We start from the raw sequence: 14,978 nt of genomic DNA on the forward strand, positions 1-14,978 counted from the left end.
GTTAACGCGTTCGGTAATGATGTGCAGAATTTTACGACGTTGCATTTGCGGCCTCCTTCGGTTCGGAAGTTTCGTTTCCGCGAACGTATAAACCGAAACATAAACCGCACAAGAGTTTGTCCACTATAGTGAGCATCTTGCTTATCGACGGACGAAGCGTGGACCCCGAAAGCAGCCCGCTACACTCGCAATATGGCAAGAAACAACGACATCATCGACACCATCAAGGACGCCTGGAACGGCCTTTCTTCCGACCAGAAGACCATTGCCGGCGTGCTCGCCACCATCGACACCGCTGGTAAGGCTTTCGCGCTGCGCGACCTGGCGCGCACCAACTCAAAGCGAGTGCGCGGCCCGAAGTGGCTGTGGACCCCGGTGATCGGCGCAGTCAACACCCTGGGATGGGTCGCCTGGTTCGCGTTCGGAAAGAAGCGTTAGTTCCTGAACCCGTGCACCGGCGCGGGGATGAACCCGCCGCGGTGGATGAACTCGTCGTTCCCCACCGTGTTCACCGGAATGACCGGTGCGTAGCCGAGCAGGCCGCCGAAATTCACCTCGTCGCCGGGCTTGGTCCCGGGCACCGGGATCAGGCGCGAGGCGGTGGTCTTGTGGTTCATCACGCCGATCGCGGCTTCGTCGGCAATCATGCCTGCGATGAGCTCCGCTGAAGTGTCGCCGGGGATGGCGATCATGTCGAAGCCCACGGAGCAGATCGAGGTCATCGCCTCGAGCTTGTCCATGGAGATCGCGCCGCTATGAACCGCGTCGATCATGCCCTTGTCCTCGGAGACCGGGATGAACGAGCCGGACAGGCCGCCGACGCGGGAGCAGGCCATCATGCCGCCCTTCTTCACGGCGTCGTTGAGCAGTGCCAACGCAGCAGTAGTCCCGTGCGTGCCCACCTGGTCCAGGCCCATGCGCTCGAGTACGTGCGCCACAGAATCGCCCATCTCCGCCGTCGGCGCGAGCGAGAGGTCCACGATGCCAAACGGCACGCCGAGGCGCTCCGCAGCCATCGTCCCCACGAGCTGACCCGCGCGAGTGATCTTGAACGCGGCCTTCTTAATCTCCTCGGCGACCTCGTTCAGGCTCGCCCCCTTCAGCGGGGTGATCGCGTTGTCCACCACACCTGGACCAGACACACCGACCGAGATCACCGTGTCCGGCTCCTCAATGCCGTGGAACGCGCCGGCCATGAACGGGTTGTCGCCCACGGCGTTGGCGAAGACGACCAGCTTGGCGCAGGCGATGGAGGAGCGGTCCGCGGTCGCCTCCGCGGCCTCTTTGACAATCTCGCCCATCTTGGCCACGGCGTTCATGTTGATGCCGGCGCGTGACGACGCCACGTTGACCGAGCTACACACGTTGCCGGTTTCGCTTAGCGCCTCCGGAATGGAATTGATCAGGCGCTTATCAGCGGTCGTGCCGCCTTTTTCCACCAGCGCGGAGTAGCCGCCGACGAAGTTGACGCCGAGTTCGCCGGCCGCGCGGTCCAGCGCCCGGGCAATCTCGACCGGGTTGCCGTCCGCGCCCGCCGCAACCAGCGCGACGGGGGTGACGGAGATGCGCTTGTTCACGATCGGGATGCCCAGTTCGCGCTCGATGCCCTCGCACACCGGCACCAGGTCACGCGCGCGTTCCATCACGCGGTCGTACACCGCGTGCGCGGTGGCTTCCATCGTGGGGCGGGTGCAGCCGATGAGCGAAATGCCCATCGTCACGGTGCGGATGTCCAGGCGGTAGTCCTCGATCATGCGGATGACGTCGAGGAACCGCGCGTCTGAAAACTCGAAATTCATAGCCGCCCCTTAGATGTCGTTGATGGCGCTGAACAGGGCCTCGGACTGGATGCGCACGACCATGCCGAGCGGCTTACCGGCGGCGTCGAACGCCTCCTGCAGCGCGCCCATGTCCACCTCGCCATCGGGCAGCGCGACTCGCATGATCATGGTGAAGTAGTCGTCCATGATGGTCTGGGAGACATCGAGGATGTTCAGCCCCTCGTCCGCGGCGGTCTTAGCAACTGCGGCGATGACGCCGGGGCGGTCCTTACCAGTGGTCGTAATAATTGCGTGCATGCGCAAAGTATAGGCGCAGAAATAGCGTTACGGTGGGCGTTATGGAAACACCTAAGCAATCTCAACACGTTCTCGTTCTCGGTGCGGGCGGCAACGTCTCGCGCCATTCCGTCCCCAAGCTCGTCGCAGCTGGCCACAGCGTCAGCGCGCTCGTGCGCAACCCCGATCATGTGCAACAGCTTGTCGACGACGGCGCGACCGCCATCGTCCGCGACCTGACCACCCTCGACGAGGAAGATTGGGCCCGCCTGCTCACCCCGTTCGACGTGGTCGTGTGGTCCGCGGGCGCCGGCGGCGGCTCCGCCGAGCGCACCTTTGCCGTGGACCGCGACGCGGCGATGGCGATGATCGACGCGCTCGAGGAGCTCGGCGAGTTCGCACCGTTTACCGTCATGGTCTCCTACGCGGGCGCCGCCGAGGCCACCACGGAGGACGACGGCGGGGCGTGGTACGCCTACGTCGAGGCGAAGAAGGCCGTCGACAAGCGGCTGCTCGCCTCTGACTTGCCGTATCAGATCCTCGGCCCTACCCGCCTCACGGATGATCCGTCGGAGGGCATCGCGCTTCTCGACGACCAAAGGGACCCCTCGTCGGAAACCCCGCGCGAGCTCGTGGCGGATGTGATCGTGGAATCGGTCGGCCGCGGCGAGCCGTTCGACCGCAACCCGCTGGACTTCGAGGGCGGAGAGGCGAAGGTCTCCGAGATCTAGTCGAACTGGCCCTCGGTGCAGAGCCGGGCGAAGGTGCGCAGCAGCCCGTTCGCCCGGCTCACGTCGTGGTTGGGCAGGTCGGCGACGATGCGCGCGTACTCCTCGGCGGGGAAGTAGCCGTAGTCGTGGAAGAAGTCCATGCGGGTGCGCATGGCGTCGGCGTCCATCTCGGCGTGGAACTGGGTGGCCCACACCCGGTCGGTGTAGCGGACCATCTGCACCATCCCGTCGGGCGCGGTGGCCACCACGGTGACAGAATCTGGCACGCGCACCGGGTTCTCGGTGTGCCCCGTCAGCGCGGTGAACGTGCCGCTGGGGCCGGCGAGCGCATCCTCGGCCACCACGTTCACGGTGGTCGGGCCGGACGGCTCGGGGTGGGTGCGTCCGACCTCGCCGCCGAGGTGGTCCACCAGCCAAGAGATGCCGAAGCAGACGAAGAAGACGGGCTTGCCCGATTCGACGGTGGCGGACAGGATGTCGTCGATACGCTTGTGCCACGCGTCGCGCTCGGGGTTGGTCACGTTCAGCGAGCAGCCGCCGACGATGATGCCGCTGACGGGGTCGAGGGGGCCGAGCTCGGAGTCGGGGGAGTCGATGACGCGCAGTTCCATGTCCACTTCGCTCAAGCCCGTGGCGCGCAGGGCGTCGTGGTACTCGGCGTGGGCGACGTCCGGCCCAATTTCGCCGTTGCGAAGTGAGAGGAAAAGCAGCTTTGACATAGCGGCAATTCTATACCGCTTAGTCTATTTTTCGGAATTACCCGCGGACTGACTGCTCTACCACGTCGAGCATTTCCTCGAGCCGCTCCACTGGCTCGCCGGAGGCGAGCTTGGTGATGAAGCCCTCGAGCACTGTCTCCAGGTAGGTCTGGACCACGGCGACGGGGACGTCGTCACGCATCTGCTTGTTGGACTCCAAGCGCTCGCGGACCGCACGGTCAAGCACCTCCTGGTGCTCGCGCCAACGCGCCTCGAATTCGGGGTCGGTGCGCAGCTTGCGCAGGATCTCGGCGCGGGTGGTGAACCAGTCGTTGGAGCTGCGGTCCACGAGCATGCCGCGCATGACCTCCACCAAACCACGTTCGCTGACCACCTGGGCCTGCCTTTCTGCGTCCGCCTCGGCGATGGCGAGAAACAGTGTTTCCTTGTCGCCGAAGTGGTGGAAGATCGCGCCCCGGGTCTTGCCGGTGGCCTCTTCCAGGCGGGCCACGGTGGCCCCCTCGTAGCCGTAGTGTGCGAAGCAGGCGCGTGCGGCATCGATGATCTCGCCGCGGCGGCGCTGCAGCTCTTCGTCGCTGACAATCGGCATGAGGGGGCTCCTTCGGGCTCCAGATAGTGAAAGAAAAATGGGGAAGGGGCCCCGCGGCGTGCGGGGCCCCTGAAACGACGGCCGAAAGCCTGTTAGCTCTTGACCATCTGGCGCAGCACGTACTGCAGGATGCCGCCGTGGCGGAAGTACTCCGCCTCACCCGGTGTATCCACGCGGACCACTGCGTCGAACTCGACGGCGTCGGCGCCGTCCTTCTCAGCCTTGACGTGGACCGTCGCCGGGATCTCACCGTTGTTGAACTCGGTGATGCCGGTCAGGGTGAAGGTTTCGGTGCCGTCCAGGCCGAGGGACTCGTGGGACTGGCCCTCCGGGAACTGCAGCGGCAGCACGCCCATGCCGATGAGGTTCGAGCGGTGGATGCGCTCGAAGGACTCGGCGATGACGGCCTTCACGCCCAGCAGGTTGGTGCCCTTCGCAGCCCAGTCGCGGGAGGAACCGGTGCCGTACTCCTTGCCGGCGATGACCACCAGCGGGATGTTCTTCTCGGCGTAGTTCATCGCGGCGTCGTAGATGTAGGCCTGCGGTGCGCCCTCCTGGGTGAAGTCGCGCGTGTAGCCGCCCTGCTCGTCCACCAGCTGGTTGCGCAGGCGGATGTTGGCGAAGGTGCCGCGGACCATGACCTCGTGGTTGCCGCGGCGGGAGCCGAAGGAGTTGTAGTCCTTGCGCTCGACACCGTTGGCGTCCAGGTAGTTCGCGGCCGGGGTGCCCGGCTTGATGGAGGAAGCCGGCGAGATGTGGTCGGTGGTCACCGAGTCGCCCAGCTTGGCCAGCACGCGTGCGCCCTCGATGTCCTGGACTGCCTCCGGCTCCTCCGGCATGCCGTCGAAGTACGGCGCCTTGCGGATGTAGGTGGAGTCCTCGTTCCAGTCGAAGGTCTTGCCGGTCGGGATGTCCAGACCCTGCCACTGCTCGTCGCCCTTGAACACGTCGGCGTAGTCGGCCTCGTACATCTCGCGGGAGATGGTGCCTGCGATGGTCTCTTCGATCTCTTCGGTGGACGGCCAGACGTCCTTGAGGAAAACGTCGTTGCCGTCGGTGTCCTGGCCCAGCGGCTGGGTCTCGAAGTCGAAGTCCATGGTGCCGGCGATGGCGTATGCGATGACCAGCAGCGGGGACGCGAGGTAGTTCATCTTCACGTCCGGGGAGATGCGGCCCTCGAAGTTGCGGTTGCCGGACAGCACGGCGGTTGCGGTGAGGTCGAACTCGTTGACGGCGTCGGAAACCTCGGCCGGCAGCGGGCCGGAGTTGCCGATGCAGGATGCGCAGCCGAAGCCGGAGAGGTAGAAGCCGACGGCCTCCAGGTCCTTCCACAGGTCAGCGCGCTCGTAGTAGCCGTCCACGACCTGGGAGCCCGGAGCCATGATGGTCTTGACCCACGGCTTGGCCTTCAGGCCCTTCTCGGCGGCCTTGCGTGCCAGCAGGGCGGCGCCGACCATGACGGACGGGTTGGAGGTGTTGGTGCAGGAGGTCACGGCAGCGATGGCCACGAAGCCGTGGTCCAGGGTGTACTCGCCGCCCTTCGGGGACTCGACGATGACCGGCTTGGAAGCGCGGCCCTCTGCGCCCTCAGCGGCGGACTCGCCGTTGGCGGCCCAGGACTCGTTGTAGGAGACGGCGTCGACCTTCTCGGCGCGAACCGGCTCTTCAGTGCCCTCGCCTGCGGTGTTGTAGTCCGGCAGCTGCTTGCGGAAGGTGTTCTTGGACTCGGACAGCAGAATGCGGTCCTGCGGGCGCTTCGGGCCGGCGATGGACGGGACGACGGTGGACAGGTCCAGTTCGAGGTACTCGGAGTACTCGGCCTCCTCGGCGTCCTGCTCCAGCCACATGCCCTGCGCCTTGGCGTACGCCTCGACACGGTCGATGTCCTCCTGGGAGCGACCGGTCAGGTGCAGGTAGTTGATGGTCTCCTCGTCGATCGGGAAGATCGCGCAGGTGGAGCCGAACTCCGGGGACATGTTGCCGATGGTGGCGCGGTTCGCCAGCGGGATTTCCTTGACGCCGTTGCCGTAGAACTCGACGAACTTCTGCACAACGCCGTGCTCGCGCAGCATCTCGGTGATGGTGAGCACGACGTCGGTTGCGGTCACGCCGGTCGGGATCTCGCCGGTGAGCTTGAAGCCCACGACGCGCGGGATGAGCATGGAGACCGGCTGGCCCAGCATTGCGGCCTCAGCCTCGATGCCGCCGACGCCCCAGCCCAGGATGCCCAGGCCGTTTTCCATGGTGGTGTGGGAGTCGGTGCCAATGCAGGTGTCCGGGTAGGCCAGGCCCTCGTTGTCGAAGACGACGCGGGAGAGGTACTCGATGTTGACCTGGTGGACAATGCCGGTTCCCGGCGGGACGACGCGGAAGTTGGAGAAGTTCTCTGCACCCCAGCGCAGGAACTGGTAGCGCTCCTCGTTGCGCTGGTACTCGATCTCGACGTTCTTGTCGATGGCGTTCTCGGAGCCGAATGCCTCGATGATCACGGAGTGGTCGATGACCATCTCGGCCGGGTTCAGCGGGTTGACCTGGTCCGGGTTGCCGCCGAGGGTGCTCACGGCCTCACGCATGGTTGCAAGGTCGACCACGCACGGCACGCCGGTGAAGTCCTGCATGAGGACGCGGGCCGGGGTGAACTGAATTTCCACGCTCGGCTCTGCCGAGGGGTCCCAGTTCGCGATGGCCTTGATGTGGTCCTCGGTGACGTTCTTGCCGTCCTCGGTGCGCAGGAGGTTCTCCCCCAGCACCTTGAGGGAGTAGGGGAGTTTCTCCATGCCTTCGACGGCGTCGAGTGCGAAGTAGTCGTAGGACTTTCCGCCGACCTCGAGCGTCTTCTTGGCACCGAACGAGTTCTTGCTTTCTGCCACGGTGAGCTCCAATTCTCGTCGTATCAAATCAGGGGTTAGCGACCCTATGGTCAAGCCATCAGTTTAAGCGACCTTCCATAGTTCCGCGCCCATATTAACAGTACGCTCGTTATGTTTTCGCATTACGCCTATCGACGCACCTCCGGCCCCCACCGTTACACTGCAAAACCGACCGTATAGATCGCCCGGAAACCCGAGGAGCAAGGCCGATGCAGACCGAAGCCACGCTGGAAGAACTTGTCTCTCAGCTCGCCTCGTCCTCGGTGGCGTTCGGCACCGACAATCCGGTCAACGCGGAGCTGGGTCCGGCACTGCAAGCCGCTCTCGCCGACGCCAGCCTCGACCCCGCGGGGATGATCGTGCTCGAGCAGACCCCGCCGGTGATCGCGGACCTTCGCGACTTGGCGCAGGACGCCGCCGCCGAAACCGGTCTCGACACAGTGCTGGTGCGCACCCCGCAGGTCGCCGTCGGGGTGAGCGACTCCTTGACCCGCGCGCAGGTGGAGCGCGGTGAGCGGGCGATGGTCGCCGAACCGGATTACGTCGCCGGCGTCCACGCCTTCGCCGACGCTGCCAACGGGTTCTCGTTGAACTGGCCGCTGGTGGTCGCGGCCGTGCTCGTCGTCCTTGCCGCGGTAGCTGCGGCGGCTGCGTTCTCCGCCCGCCGCGGGTAGTCGTCGACAAGCTTGCTGCCTTGACGCGCTCGCTCGCAAAAGTTGACGCGCACCCCGGAAACCCGCAGGTCAGATTCCACGTTTTCATCAGTTTGGTCAACTTTTACGAGCGTGATCCAGGCAGTGTGACAAACGTCACGTAACGCTCTGCCGTTGCAGTTTGCGCTGGTGAGGCGTGTGTGAATCATGTGAATGGCCTTGACTCGCGAGATTGTTTGTAACGAAAGGGATACAAGTTTGTTGCCTTGACGTATGGTTCCCGTATCGGCTCGCGGGTCGATGGTTGTCACACGCAACGCAATGGCACCGTTAGGGCGCTCTAGTCAAGCGCCCGCGAAGGTTCGGGCATGTGGGGAAGCACGCCGAGTACCAGGTTCCAGGGCAGAGCTGTGCCAGCCGGGATTCGCGCTGCCGCGTCAGTAGTCAACATCTAGACCGCTCGTGGAACCGCTAGTCACGGTTTTCGCCTGCGCTTTGAAGCCTCGGGTTTTCTTGATCGCCCGAGTGCCGCTGAAGTGTGCGCGACGGGCGGTGTGAGGAGCACCTTCGTGGCAAATCCACAAAGGGGCACCCGGTTTGGTCGTGCGCGAAATGTGCTCGGTGCCGCCGCGTGTGCCGCAACTGTTTCTTTGGCGGCGGGCCTAGTCAGCCCGGCCGCCACCGGTCAGAGTTCCACCTCTGCAATGGGCGAACTCGTGACCGCTGTGTCCCGTGCGCAAGCTAACGTGGACTCGCTCAACCTCGACCTCGGCGGCCTGCAGGAGTCCGTCAACCAGTCCCTGGTGGACCTGCACGATGCGCAGGTCAAGGCCGAGCAGGCCCGCCGCGGCAAGGACGAGGCGAAGCGACGTCTCGACGAAGCCCAGGAGCGTGTCGACGTCCTACGCGCCGAGCTCGACGAGCTGAGCCGTTCGCAGTACCGCGGCGCGAGCCCGGGTGACGCGCTCGTCGCCGTCAGCGGCAAGGACACGCAGCGCGACGTGCTCGACCGCTCGTTCTTCCTGCGCCAGCGCTCGGAGGAGAAGCGCGCCAAGCTCGCCGAGGCGGAGCAGGCGCGTGCCGAGGCGGCGAATGAGGAGGCCACGCTGCGCGAGGCGAGCGAGCTCGCCGACGCTTCCGAGGCCGAGGCGAAGCAGGCCGAGGCAAACGCGCGCGAGCTTCTCGACGCAAACCGCGCCGCGCTCGAAGCCTCCGTCGCTGAGCGCGACGCCGCCCAGTCCCAGCTCGATAGCGCGCAGAAGGACCTGGAGCAGCAGCGCCCGGCGCAGGCTGAAACCGCAGAAACCCCGTCTGCAGATAATGCTGCGTCGGCCGAGGCTGCTGAAGCTGCCCCCGACAACGCCATCGCTGCCGACCCGTACGCGGCCACCTTGACCGTGTCCAAGGGCGACACCACCTACGAGGTGCCCGAAGAGGTCGTGGACCTGGTGCGCAAGCGCGTGTCCAACGACGCCCCGGAGGCCCCGGAGCCCAGCCGCGAGGTCGTGGTGGACGCGGTGCGCACTGTTGCGCAGACCTCCTCTGCAAGCGACATCGCCGCGCTGTCGTCCCAGGCCGGCCTGCCAGCGCTGGACAGCGACACGATCGCCAAGGTCGGCGCCGTCGCGGCCGGCATCGCGATGGTCGGCGGCGTGGCGGCCAACCACGGCTCCTTCGACAGCTCCAACACGGATGCCGTCGAGCTGGTCACCGCCTTCGCGGATGGGCTGAACGGTGCGCTGGGCACGGTCGAGCAGACTTCCGACACCACGGAAACTGCGGACTCTGCGGATTCCCTGTCCACTGTGCTGCCCGAGGTTGAGACGGCTGCTGATGTCTCCGCCAAGACACAGAAGTCTGTCGCCGCGGTGTCGAACTCCTCCCAGGTGGAGACCGTGATCGCGCGTGCACAGTCCGCTATCGGCACCCCGTACGTGTGGGGCGGCGGCGACGCCAACGGCCCGACCACCGGCGTCAACGGCGGTTCGGTGTCCGGCTTCGACTGCTCCGGCCTGGTGCTCTACGCGTTCGCGGCCGCCGGCGTGGCGCTGCCGCACTACACCGGCTACCAGTACCAGCGTGGCACGCAGATCCCGGCCAGCGAGGCCCAGCGTGGTGACCTGCTGTTCTGGGGCCCGGGCGGCAACCAGCACGTGGCCATCTACCTCGGCGACGGCACCATGATCGAGGCGCCGCAGTCCGGCCAGAACGTCACCATTGCTCCGGTGCGTTGGTCCGGCATGGCTCCGAACGCGGTGCGCCTGCTCTAGCGGGATAAGCTCGAGGGCATGGCTCTCAACGACTACGACGCACTCCTCGTTCTTTCCTTCGGCGGCCCCGAGGGAGAGGACGAGGTTATTCCTTTTCTCGAGAACGTCACGCGCGGCCGCGGCATCCCCCGCGAGCGTCTTGCGGCGGTCGGCGAGCACTACTTCCACTTCGGCGGTGTCAGCCCCATCAACGCGCAGAACCGCGAGCTCATCGCCAACATCGAGGCCGAGCTTTCGGCGCGCGGCATCGACCTGCCTGTCTACTTCGGCAACCGCAACTGGCACCCGTTCGCCGAGGAGGCAGCCAAGCAATTGCTTGACGACGGCCACAGGAACGTCCTCGTCTTCGCCACCAGCGCCTGGGGCGGTTACTCCGCCTGCCGCCAGTACGACGAGGACATCCAGCGCATCCGAGAGGTCACGCCGGAGATCACCTACACGAAGCTGTGGCAGTTCTACGGGCACCCGACGTTCGTCGAGCTTGTCGCCGCCGGACTACGCGCGGCCGTAGAGAAGGCGACCGGCGACACCCGCGTGCTGTTCACCGCGCATAGTGTGCCCACCGCAGCAGACGAGAACTCCGGCGGGCCGGCAGACCAGCACCTGTACTCGAGGCAGGTTGCGGAGGCGGCGGAGCTCGTCGCAAAGCACGCAGGCGTAGACAGCTTTGAAGTGGTGTGGCAGTCGCGCTCCGGAAACCCCGCGACGCCGTGGCTGGAACCGGACGTGGTGGACCGCGCCCAGGAGCTCAAGGCCGACGGCATGGAGCACCTCATCTGCGTGCCCATCGGGTTCATCACCGACCACATGGAGGTGGTCTGGGACCTCGACACCGAGCTGAAGCAGGCGTGCGAGGAGATGGGCGTGACCTTAGAGCGTACCCCGACCGTCGGGCTCGAGCCCGCGTTCGCAGGGATGGTGGTCGAAATCGCCGAGGCTGTTGGCGCGAATGTCAAGCCTAAAACCTTGTCTTCGGTCTCGGTGCAGGGCTGCACCGTCAACGGCGCGCCGTGCAAGGAAGGCTGCTGCGCTCCGGCGAAGCGCCCGCAGCGCTAACGCGACCACTCGCGCTGGTAGTCCACCACCGCATCGGCCACACCGGCCATGCGGGCGGAGCGGACGTGGCGCCACAGGGCGAAAAGCTGGGGGTCGAAGGAGTGGTCGCCCAGGCGGTCGGTCACCGTCTCAATCGTCGCGGCCACGCGGTCTGCCCGCGCGAACAGTTTCGCCGCGCGCGGCGTGACGCCGGCGGGCAGGCCCGGGGTGTCGTAGAAGTCCGCGAGCGTGCCCACTGCAAGCCGCGGGTTCGGCAGCTCCTTGCGGGTCCCGCCTGCGGCCTCGATCAGCACCGCCGCCTGCTCGGTCGCGCGCGACAGCAGCTGGTCGGCCTCGCCAGGCGAGAGCCACTCCGGCTCGGGCAGCGGCTCCGGGTCCTCGAACCAGCGCCAGTTCACGCCGCTGCCCGAATACTCCGGCACCAGGATGTGGTGCATGCCGGCACCGCGCACGACCAGCGCCCCGGCCTGCGTCAGCGCCTCCATCGCGGGCGAGCCTGCCCGAAGCCGCGGCGCCTGGCCCGGGCCCCAAAGGACGAGTCTGACTGCGGGGCCGGGGGTGGAAAGGTCGGCGGCGGAGCGGACGTCGTGAAGCAAATGCACCATAGGCAGGCTGCCGTACGAATGTGCGCCTCCGAGGTCCGTGAGCGCGTCGACGGTGTCGTCGGCGGATTCGACGTTGTAGAGCCAGGCCGCCAGCCAGACGGCGGTGTTTTGCAGGGGTGAATAGACTTCGGCGCGCGTGTGCATCCGGGCCAGTGTAACGGGGCCGATACAATGCGGACGCATTATGCGAGATAGCCGGTACAGCGGAGACATTTTCAGCGGACACGTGCGTAGTAAGCGCCCGAGCTACCCGGAGATGCCGGCGGAACCCGGCATTATCGTGGAGATCGTGGGCAACGATTTTGTCGGCGCCGTCGTCGGGTTCGAGCGCACCTACGACGGCGACTTCGTGCGCCTGGAGGACCGCTACGGCACGCAGCGCCTGTTCAAAATGCTCCCCGGCGCGTTCATGGTGGAAGGCCAGCGGGTGACGCTGACCCGCTACGTCGCGCCGCGCGACGAGGGGCCGAAGCGGTCCAACTCGGGCTCGCGCAAGGTGGAGAACGCGCAGGCGAAAGTGGCCATGCCGTCGCGTATCTGGGTCGAGGGTATCCATGACGCTGCGATTGTGGAGCAGGTGTGGGGCCACGACCTACGCGTCGAAGGCGTGGTGGTGGAGTACCTCGAGGGCCTGGACAACCTGCAGGAGCGACTGCATGAGTTCCAGCCCGGCCCCGGCCGGCGCATCGGGGTGCTGGCGGACCACCTGATTGAGGGCACGAAGGAATCCCGGCTGGTGGAACACGTCGGCCCGCACGTGCTGGTCACCGGCCACCCCTACATCGACATCTGGGCGGCGGTGAAGCCCGCGAGCGTGGGCATCCCCGCGTGGCCGGAGGTGCCCTACGGCGAGGACTGGAAGACGGGCGTGTGCCGCCGCCTCGGATGGTCGGACCCGAAGGAGGGGTGGCGCCACGTGTCGTCCTCGGTGAGCACCTTCCGCGACCTCGATTCCACGCTCATCGGGGCAGTTGAGCGGCTGGTGGACTTCGTCACCAACCCCGAATTGTCGAAACACGACCTCTAGACAGATGTAAGGTAAAACACGTGGGACCTTTGCTTTGGTTTTTGGCCGCGGCGCTGTTGGCGCTGCTGGAACTGACCGTGGGCGAGCTGACGCTGCTCATGCTCGGCGCGGGCGCCCTGACCACCGCGCTCGTGGCGCTCGCAGGCGTGCCCATGTGGGCGGAAGTCACTGTGTTCGCCGCCTCGTCCGCGCTGTTCTGGTTCTTCCTGCGCCCGCCGCTGCGCCGCCGGATGGAAAAGCCGCTGGTGTTGGACGACTCGCCGCGGGCGCTCGTGGGCAGCACGGCCGAGGTCGTCGAGGACATCGTGGGCGGTAACGGCCAGGTGCGTCTCGACGGCTCCCTGTGGTCCGCCCGCGGCCTCGACCCGGCGGAAACCATCCCGGCGGGATCCCGCGTGACCGTTTACGATATTGACGGCCCCGTCGCTGTCGTGTGGAAGGAGCCCTAAATGGGAGGGTTTATCACATTCTTCGTCATCATCGCGCTGGTGGTGGCAGTTCTCACCGCGTCTATCAAGCTGATCCCGCAGGGGGAAGCGGCGGTTATTGAGCGCCTCGGCCGCTACACCCGCACCGCGTCCGGCGGGCTGACGTTCCTCGTGCCCTACATTGACCGCGTGCGCGAGCGCGTGGACACCCGTGAGCGCGTGGTGTCCTTCCCGCCACAGGCCGTGATCACCCAGGACAACCTGACCGTGGCGATCGACACGGTGGTCACGTTCCAGATCAACGACCCGGCCAAGGCCATCTACGGCGTGGACAACTACCTCGTGGGCGTGGAGCAGATTTCCGTGGCAACGCTGCGCGACGTCGTCGGCGGCATGACGCTCGAGGAGACGCTGACCTCGCGCGAGACCATCAACCGCCGCCTGCGCGGCGAGCTGGACGCGGCCACCGCCAAGTGGGGCCTTCGCATCAGCCGAGTGGAGCTGAAGGCGATTGATCCGCCGCCGTCCATCCAGCAGTCCATGGAGATGCAGATGAAGGCGGACCGCGAAAAGCGCGCCATGATTCTCACTGCTGAAGGTAAGCGCGAGTCCGACATCAAGACCGCAGAGGGTGAGAAGCAGGCGCGCATCCTCTCCGCGGAGGGCGAGAAGCACGCGGCCATCCTCGCGGCTGAGGCGGAGCGTCAGGCGATGATGCTGCGCGCCGAGGGTGAGCGCGCCGCCAAGTACCTGGCCGCGCAGGGTGAGGCCCGCGCGATCCAGAAGGTCAACGCCGCCATCAAGTCTTCCGGCGTGACCCCGGAGTTGCTGGCGTACCAGTACCTGGAGCAGCTGCCGAAGATCGCGAACAACGACGCGGCGACGATGTGGATGATCCCGTCCCAGTTCGGCGACTCCCTGCAGCAGTTCGCCCGCGCCTTCGCCAACAAGGACGACGACGGCGTGTTCCGCTACGAGTCCGAGTCCCCGAACGACCGCGACCGGGAGATGGCCCAGGCGGACAACACCGACCGCTGGTTCGACACTTCCACCGACCCGGAGCTGGCAAAGGCTCTCGCCGAGGCGCGCGCGGTGGCCAACAAGCACGTCGACGACCCGGATCCGACCCAGGATGCGGCACAGGGGTCAGCGCAGGATTCGATCAAGCCGGAACCCAGCGGCGCCACCCGCCGCGAGATCACCGCGGGCGAGCCGGAGCGCACCGGCTTCGAGCAGGATTTCGGCCGCGACACTGACGTGTCCGAGCCGGTCTCGCGCCCCGTTACTCGCCCTGACCAGCAGCCCGAGTAATCAAATTCAGCGCTAGCTGCCACCCGGCCTGCTCCGCGGGCCACCCGGCCGCCTGCAACCGCTGGCTCATCGCCTGTTTGGAGATGCCCAGGGTTGCGGCGGCCTCATTTTGGTTCATGCCGCGCCGCACCAGCGATGTCGCCTCGCGCCCCTCGTAGGTGCGCTTGTGCAGCACGTGCGCCATCAGCGCGAAGGTCGCCGCGATGTCCGCGGCCTCAGTCGTCGCTTGTTGCCTATCGACGATCACCCGCACCTGGCCCGCCCTCGTTCCGACAGCTTTCGTCGCGGTGGCAGAAGCGTCGCGCGTGGAGCCCTCGCCGTCGCTGATGCCGAGCCCGATGGCCCAGTTGCCGTCCGAAAGCAGCGCCATGATCAGGTTCAGCGCAGCTTCGGCGTCCTCGACCTTCGAGCGGATGTCTTCCACCCCGAGCACCTCGAAGCCTGCAACACCGGGCAGGCCACTGAGCGCCTCAGCGGAGCGCTCAACCACGGCGGCGCGGGCCTTCTCGCGGCCCCGGTACCTCGCATGCACGGCAATCATAGGCCGTAGCGTACTCCGGTCTACCCTTGGGGCTTGACTCCGACACGTAGACGGTGGGGCCAGGCCCTACAGCCGGATCGTCTAGCGGTTTGCTTCAGTTTGCTAGACGATTCGGAGTTGA

At 66.2% G+C, this 14,978-nt stretch carries 15 protein-coding genes; 8 read left to right on the top strand and 7 right to left on the bottom strand.

Features of this window, described 5'->3' with window-relative positions; all coding sequences use genetic code 11:
* The first annotated feature begins 192 nt into the window (after positions 1–192).
* Positions 193–438, top strand: coding sequence for a PLDc N-terminal domain-containing protein (locus tag ACF3NP_RS03855; RefSeq protein ID WP_181888454.1), 246 nt, complete (start codon positions 193–195; stop codon positions 436–438).
* Here the strand turns inward: ACF3NP_RS03855 and ACF3NP_RS03860 are convergent.
* Both ACF3NP_RS03860 and ACF3NP_RS03865 read right to left on the bottom strand, forming a co-directional pair.
* On the bottom strand, positions 435–1,799 hold the full coding sequence (locus tag ACF3NP_RS03860; protein WP_181888453.1) for a PFL family protein: 1,365 nt from the start codon (positions 1,797–1,799) through the stop codon (positions 435–437). The two genes, ACF3NP_RS03855 and ACF3NP_RS03860, sit on opposite strands and share 4 nt — an antisense overlap.
* A 9-nt stretch (positions 1,800–1,808) precedes the next feature.
* A complete protein-coding gene (locus ACF3NP_RS03865) occupies positions 1,809–2,078 on the bottom strand; it encodes an ACT domain-containing protein (protein WP_181888452.1) in 270 nt (89 codons plus the stop codon).
* Between the two features lie 41 nt (positions 2,079–2,119).
* Here ACF3NP_RS03865 and ACF3NP_RS03870 point away from each other — a divergent pair, with 41 nt between their 5' ends.
* Complete coding sequence (locus tag ACF3NP_RS03870; RefSeq protein WP_181888451.1) at positions 2,120–2,788, top strand: NAD(P)H-binding protein; 669 nt, start codon at positions 2,120–2,122, stop codon at positions 2,786–2,788.
* Here the strand turns inward: ACF3NP_RS03870 and ACF3NP_RS03875 are convergent.
* The 3 genes from ACF3NP_RS03875 to acnA form a co-directional block, all read right to left on the bottom strand.
* A complete protein-coding gene (locus ACF3NP_RS03875; RefSeq protein WP_181888450.1) occupies positions 2,785–3,507 on the bottom strand; it encodes a glutamine amidotransferase-related protein in 723 nt (240 codons plus the stop codon). The genes ACF3NP_RS03870 and ACF3NP_RS03875 overlap by 4 nt on opposite strands.
* Positions 3,508–3,544: 37 nt before the next feature.
* Entirely contained in the window at positions 3,545–4,096 is a 552-nt protein-coding gene (locus ACF3NP_RS03880) for a TetR/AcrR family transcriptional regulator (protein WP_181888449.1), read from the bottom strand.
* Positions 4,097–4,188: 92 nt separating this feature from the next.
* Positions 4,189–6,966 carry an aconitate hydratase AcnA gene (gene acnA / locus ACF3NP_RS03885; protein ID WP_181888448.1) on the bottom strand — a complete coding sequence of 926 codons (2,778 nt, stop codon included), beginning with the start codon at positions 6,964–6,966 and terminating at the stop codon, positions 4,189–4,191.
* Between the two features lie 209 nt (positions 6,967–7,175).
* Here acnA and ACF3NP_RS03890 point away from each other — a divergent pair, with 209 nt between their 5' ends.
* The 3 genes from ACF3NP_RS03890 to ACF3NP_RS03900 all read left to right on the top strand — a co-directional run bounded on the left by ACF3NP_RS03890 (position 7,176) and on the right by ACF3NP_RS03900 (position 10,945).
* The gene (locus tag ACF3NP_RS03890) at positions 7,176–7,640 is read left to right on the top strand and encodes an Rv1476 family membrane protein (RefSeq protein ID WP_181888447.1); all 465 of its coding nucleotides are present in this window, start codon (positions 7,176–7,178) and stop codon (positions 7,638–7,640) included.
* A 548-nt stretch (positions 7,641–8,188) separates the two neighbouring features.
* Positions 8,189–9,889 (top strand): DIP1281 family NlpC/P60 protein, encoded by a 1,701-nt coding sequence (locus ACF3NP_RS03895; RefSeq protein WP_392398982.1) that lies wholly within the window; start codon positions 8,189–8,191, stop codon positions 9,887–9,889.
* An 18-nt stretch (positions 9,890–9,907) separates the two neighbouring features.
* Positions 9,908–10,945 carry a ferrochelatase gene (locus ACF3NP_RS03900; RefSeq protein WP_392398983.1) on the top strand — a complete coding sequence of 346 codons (1,038 nt, stop codon included), beginning with the start codon at positions 9,908–9,910 and terminating at the stop codon, positions 10,943–10,945.
* On the opposite strand, the gene ACF3NP_RS03905 is transcribed toward ACF3NP_RS03900, so the two are convergent.
* Entirely contained in the window at positions 10,942–11,694 is a 753-nt protein-coding gene (locus ACF3NP_RS03905; protein WP_181888444.1) for a hypothetical protein, read from the bottom strand. The two genes, ACF3NP_RS03900 and ACF3NP_RS03905, sit on opposite strands and share 4 nt — an antisense overlap.
* Before the next feature lie 40 nt (positions 11,695–11,734).
* Between ACF3NP_RS03905 and ACF3NP_RS03910 the strand changes: the two genes are divergently transcribed.
* Genes ACF3NP_RS03910 through ACF3NP_RS03920 form a run of 3 tightly spaced genes read left to right on the top strand, consistent with a single transcriptional unit; the run spans position 11,735 to position 14,316 of the window.
* Entirely contained in the window at positions 11,735–12,577 is an 843-nt protein-coding gene (locus tag ACF3NP_RS03910) for a DUF3097 domain-containing protein (RefSeq protein ID WP_181888443.1), read from the top strand.
* Positions 12,578–12,597: 20 nt separating this feature from the next.
* The gene (locus tag ACF3NP_RS03915) at positions 12,598–13,026 is read left to right on the top strand and encodes an NfeD family protein (RefSeq protein WP_181888442.1); all 429 of its coding nucleotides are present in this window, start codon (positions 12,598–12,600) and stop codon (positions 13,024–13,026) included.
* Positions 13,027–14,316: an SPFH domain-containing protein gene (locus ACF3NP_RS03920; protein WP_181888441.1), complete on the top strand. Its 1,290-nt coding sequence runs from the start codon at positions 13,027–13,029 to the stop codon at positions 14,314–14,316.
* On the opposite strand, the gene ACF3NP_RS03925 is transcribed toward ACF3NP_RS03920, so the two are convergent.
* Entirely contained in the window at positions 14,288–14,857 is a 570-nt protein-coding gene (locus tag ACF3NP_RS03925; RefSeq protein WP_181888440.1) for a MarR family transcriptional regulator, read from the bottom strand. The two genes, ACF3NP_RS03920 and ACF3NP_RS03925, sit on opposite strands and share 29 nt — an antisense overlap.
* Between the last annotated feature and the right edge of the window lie 121 nt (positions 14,858–14,978).

The organism is Corynebacterium lehmanniae (assembly GCF_043161975.1).
Taxonomy (GTDB): Bacteria; Actinomycetota; Actinomycetes; order Mycobacteriales; family Mycobacteriaceae; genus Corynebacterium; species Corynebacterium lehmanniae.

Bases quoted from the DNA above. Each gene is read 5' to 3' on its own strand.
- ACF3NP_RS03855 (WP_181888454.1), top strand. From the start codon at position 193: ATGGCAAGAAACAACGACATCATCGACACCATCAAGGACGCCTGGAAC.
- ACF3NP_RS03860 (WP_181888453.1), bottom strand. From the start codon at position 1,799: ATGAATTTCGAGTTTTCAGACGCGCGGTTCCTCGACGTCATCCGCATG.
- ACF3NP_RS03865 (WP_181888452.1), bottom strand. From the start codon at position 2,078: ATGCACGCAATTATTACGACCACTGGTAAGGACCGCCCCGGCGTCATC.
- ACF3NP_RS03870 (WP_181888451.1), top strand. From the start codon at position 2,120: ATGGAAACACCTAAGCAATCTCAACACGTTCTCGTTCTCGGTGCGGGC.
- ACF3NP_RS03875 (WP_181888450.1), bottom strand. From the start codon at position 3,507: ATGTCAAAGCTGCTTTTCCTCTCACTTCGCAACGGCGAAATTGGGCCG.
- ACF3NP_RS03880 (WP_181888449.1), bottom strand. From the start codon at position 4,096: ATGCCGATTGTCAGCGACGAAGAGCTGCAGCGCCGCCGCGGCGAGATC.
- ACF3NP_RS03890 (WP_181888447.1), top strand. From the start codon at position 7,176: ATGCAGACCGAAGCCACGCTGGAAGAACTTGTCTCTCAGCTCGCCTCG.
- ACF3NP_RS03900 (WP_392398983.1), top strand. From the start codon at position 9,908: ATGGCTCTCAACGACTACGACGCACTCCTCGTTCTTTCCTTCGGCGGC.
- ACF3NP_RS03905 (WP_181888444.1), bottom strand. From the start codon at position 11,694: ATGCACACGCGCGCCGAAGTCTATTCACCCCTGCAAAACACCGCCGTC.
- ACF3NP_RS03910 (WP_181888443.1), top strand. From the start codon at position 11,735: ATGCGAGATAGCCGGTACAGCGGAGACATTTTCAGCGGACACGTGCGT.
- ACF3NP_RS03920 (WP_181888441.1), top strand. From the start codon at position 13,027: ATGGGAGGGTTTATCACATTCTTCGTCATCATCGCGCTGGTGGTGGCA.
- ACF3NP_RS03925 (WP_181888440.1), bottom strand. From the start codon at position 14,857: ATGATTGCCGTGCATGCGAGGTACCGGGGCCGCGAGAAGGCCCGCGCC.